Annotated in this window: 2 protein-coding genes and 1 pseudogene; all 3 read left to right on the top strand. The window is 55.7% G+C overall.

Going from position 1 to position 3,364, the window contains the following annotated elements; translation table 11 throughout:
- Window positions 1–1,648: S-layer protein domain-containing protein (locus ACP5EL_RS10160; protein WP_428402396.1), on the top strand; the 1,648-nt coding region annotated here is incomplete at its 5' end.
- Window positions 1,649–1,957: 309 nt separating this feature from the next.
- Complete coding sequence (locus ACP5EL_RS10155) at window positions 1,958–3,088, top strand: RNA-guided endonuclease InsQ/TnpB family protein (RefSeq protein ID WP_428402395.1); 1,131 nt, start codon at window positions 1,958–1,960, stop codon at window positions 3,086–3,088.
- A 64-nt stretch (window positions 3,089–3,152) separates the two neighbouring features.
- Window positions 3,153–3,364, top strand: a pseudogene (locus ACP5EL_RS10150) (radical SAM protein); the annotation flags it as partial.

Below are 3,364 nucleotides of genomic sequence, written 5' to 3'. Positions count from 1 at the left end.
CCAGGCCATCGACCTCGACGGCAACAAGGTCTACGTCCAGCTGATGAAGGACGGCAGCATAGTCGACTCCGCTGTGGTTGAGCCCTCCAAGGACGGCGCCACCGTCAAGGACAAGACCTACACCTACAAGAAGGACATGGGCGACACCGAGAAGATCGCCGTCATAGCCGTCCACTTCAAGAACGCCTTCCGCGGCGCTGACACCGATCTCGCCACCGTCGACGGCATCTGGCAGATCTCCGACACCATCACCGACGTGGAGGAGGACACCGAGTACGACAAGATGACGATCCAGACCGTGGACCCCGTGGCCAAGACGATCATGATGTACAATGAGGATGAGAAGATCACCCTCAGCAAGAAGAAGGACACCTCTCTGATGGAGAACATCAGGATCAAGACCGCCGACCAGGATCCCACCGCCGAGGATCCCCTTAGGTTCTACATCTACAAGGAGATCACCGAGCCCGGAACTTACGAGATCAGGGGTGCCGTCAAGAACCTTGAGGACGACCCCATTGAGTGGGACGTCAAGAGCTTCGCTGGCTTCTACTACGACATCGATGACGATCTCGGCAACGAGAAGATCACCATGACCGTCACCGGCGGCAACGTTCTCGATGAGGACGGCGGTGTGGTGTATGAGACATCCGCCCAGAGGAACGACTTCGACTTCGAGGATTGGGGCGAATACATGACCATCGGCTTCCTGGCCGAGGAGTACTTCGCAGCCTACGTTGAAAACGAAGCAGAGCCCCTGAAGGCTTACCTGGCTGACGACTCCACCGACACCAACCTGCTGGCCGACGAGCAGCTCTCCAAGGTGCTCTACGACGACGACGAGGAGAGGACCTTCACCACCGGCACGCCTCTGAAGCTTGAGGAGGATTACGAGCTGGCGATCCAGGCCATCGACCTCGACGGCAACAAGGTCTACGTCCAGCTGATGAAGGACGGCGCAGTCGTCGACTCCGCAGTGGTTGAGCCCTCCAAGGATGGCGCCACCATGCAGGACAAGACCTACACCTACAAGAAGGACATGGGCGACACCGAGGACATCGTGGTCATAGCCGTCCACTTCAAGAACGCCTTCCGCGGCGCTGACCAGGACCTGGCCACCGTCGACGGCATCTGGCAGATCTCCGACACCTACACCGAAGTTGAGGAGGACACTGAGTACGACAAGATGACGGTCCAGTCCGTCAACGCCGATACCAAGATCATCACCATGAACAACGAGGACAACAAGCTCACCCTCAACAAGAACAAGGACCAGCTCCTGATGGAGAACGTCAGGATAAAGACCGCTGATCAGGACACCATCTCTCCCGAGGAGCCCCTCAGGTTCTACATCTACAAAGAGGCCACCGTAGAGGAAGAGATGGCAGAGGAGCCCGCTCCCGAGCCCGTCAAGGCCCCCGAGCCCGCAGCTGAGGAGCCCGCAGCCGAGGAGCCTGCAGCCGAGGAGCCCGCAGCCGAGGAGCCTGCAGCTGAGGAGCCCGCAGCCGAGGAGCCTGCAGCTGAGGAGCCCGCAGCCGAGGAGCCTGCAGCTGAGGAGCCCGCTGGCGGAATCCCCGGATTTGAGGCGATCTTCGCCATCACCGGCCTTCTGGCAGTCTCCTACCTCGTCCTGAGGAAGAGAGAGTAAATCCATTAGTGGGAGAGCCAAAAGCTCTTCCATCTTTCCTTTTTTGCGTCCCTTCGATAAGTCTCCAAGCCGAGACGACAGTTTTATGCCCGGACCTCACCGATATGACCTTATGGAGCCGAGGATGGGAATCGTTTTCATGGGTCATCGGTTAAGGAGTTTAAGCTACACGATCTCGCCATTTTTCACACGACTTATAGGTATTGGGGAGTGGAGAGGGGCGTAAAACCCCGGTCTTCAAGCCCGGGGATGTAGAGCTCTCCCTCTTTTATAACAATGTTTAAATACGATTAAGCTCCATAAACCACTATGCTAAAGTCGCTCAAGTACCGACTCTATCCTACAAAATCCCAGAGATCGAAGATAGAGCGGACTTTAGACTTGTGCCGCTGGACCTACAATCAGACCCTCGTATACAGGAAGGATACCTGGGAGAAAGAGGGACGATCAACCTCAAAATATGAGACCCACAACCTTCTGCCTGGTTGGAAAACCGAGAATCCAGAGCTAACCGAAGTCCACTCCCAAGTTCTCCAGAACGTCCAAGAGCGGGTTGAACTGGCGTTCAAGGCATTCTTTCGACGAGTCAAATCTGGCCAGAAACCGGGCTATCCGAGGTTCAAGGGGAAAGGATGGTACGACTCGTTCACCTTCCCTCAGTCGGGGTTCAAGTTGGTCTCCGGAAAGCTCCGTCTCTCCAAGATCGGAGATGTCAAGATCAAGCTCCACAGACCGATCGAAGGAGAGATCAAGAGGCTGACCGTCCGCCGAACTTCGACCGGAAAATGGTTTGCTTGTTTCTCGGTTGAAGTCGACCCCCTGCCTAAACCTCCCTGGAAAGATGGGTTGATGGCGGGCATCGATGTGGGGTTGGAAAGTTTCGCCACTCTGTCCAACGGTGAGAAGATCGATAACCCCCGGTTCTTCCGATTCGAGGAGAAGGCGTTGGCCAAAGCTCAGAGACGGCTATCAAAGTGCGAGAAGGGGACGCCCCAGAGAGGGAAAGCTCTCAAAGTCGTCCAACGGATCCATGAGCGGATCGCGAACAGGAGATACGATTTCGCTCATCAGATAAGCGATCAGCTGGTCGCGAAATATGGTCTGATCGCCTTTGAAGATCTGAATATCAAGAACATGATCCAAAACCACCACCTGGCTAAAAGCATATCTGACGCTGCCTGGAGGATGCTAGTGACAACCACATCGTACAAGGCTGAGGGTGCCGGTTCGAAGGCGGTTCTAGTCGATCCCAGGAACACGAGTCAGCTATGTTCCAGGTGCGGTCTTAAAGTTCCAAAATCGCTATCGGATCGGGTCCATGAGTGTCCTCAATGCGGGCTGGTCATGGACCGTGACGAGAACGCGGCGATAAACATTCTGAGACTGGGGCTACAGTCTCTGCCAAAAGCTAGAAGCTCCGCCCTTCAGGGCGGGGAGTAGTCACAAGGGATGATCACCACTTAATTAGAGAGATCCTTTATCCCGAAGTTGGAAGGTGTTCGCTATGACCGAAGCCATGTTTTACGAAAAGTTGGAGGGTGGAGATGTCCGGTGCGGACTCTGCAACCAATCCTGCAGGATAAAGCCGGGAAAACGGGGATTGTGCGGCGTCAGGGAGAACCAGGATGGCACCCTGAAGACCCTGGTCTACGGAAGGCTGATCGCCATGCACGTCGACCCCATAGAGAAAAAGCCCCTCTACCACTTCATGCCCGG

Origin of the sequence: Methanocrinis sp., assembly GCF_049974945.1 — an archaeon.
Taxonomy (GTDB): Archaea; Halobacteriota; Methanosarcinia; order Methanotrichales; family Methanotrichaceae; genus Methanocrinis.
The sequence above is the reverse complement of the archived record's forward strand: the minus strand, read 5'-3'. Positions and strand labels throughout refer to the sequence as shown.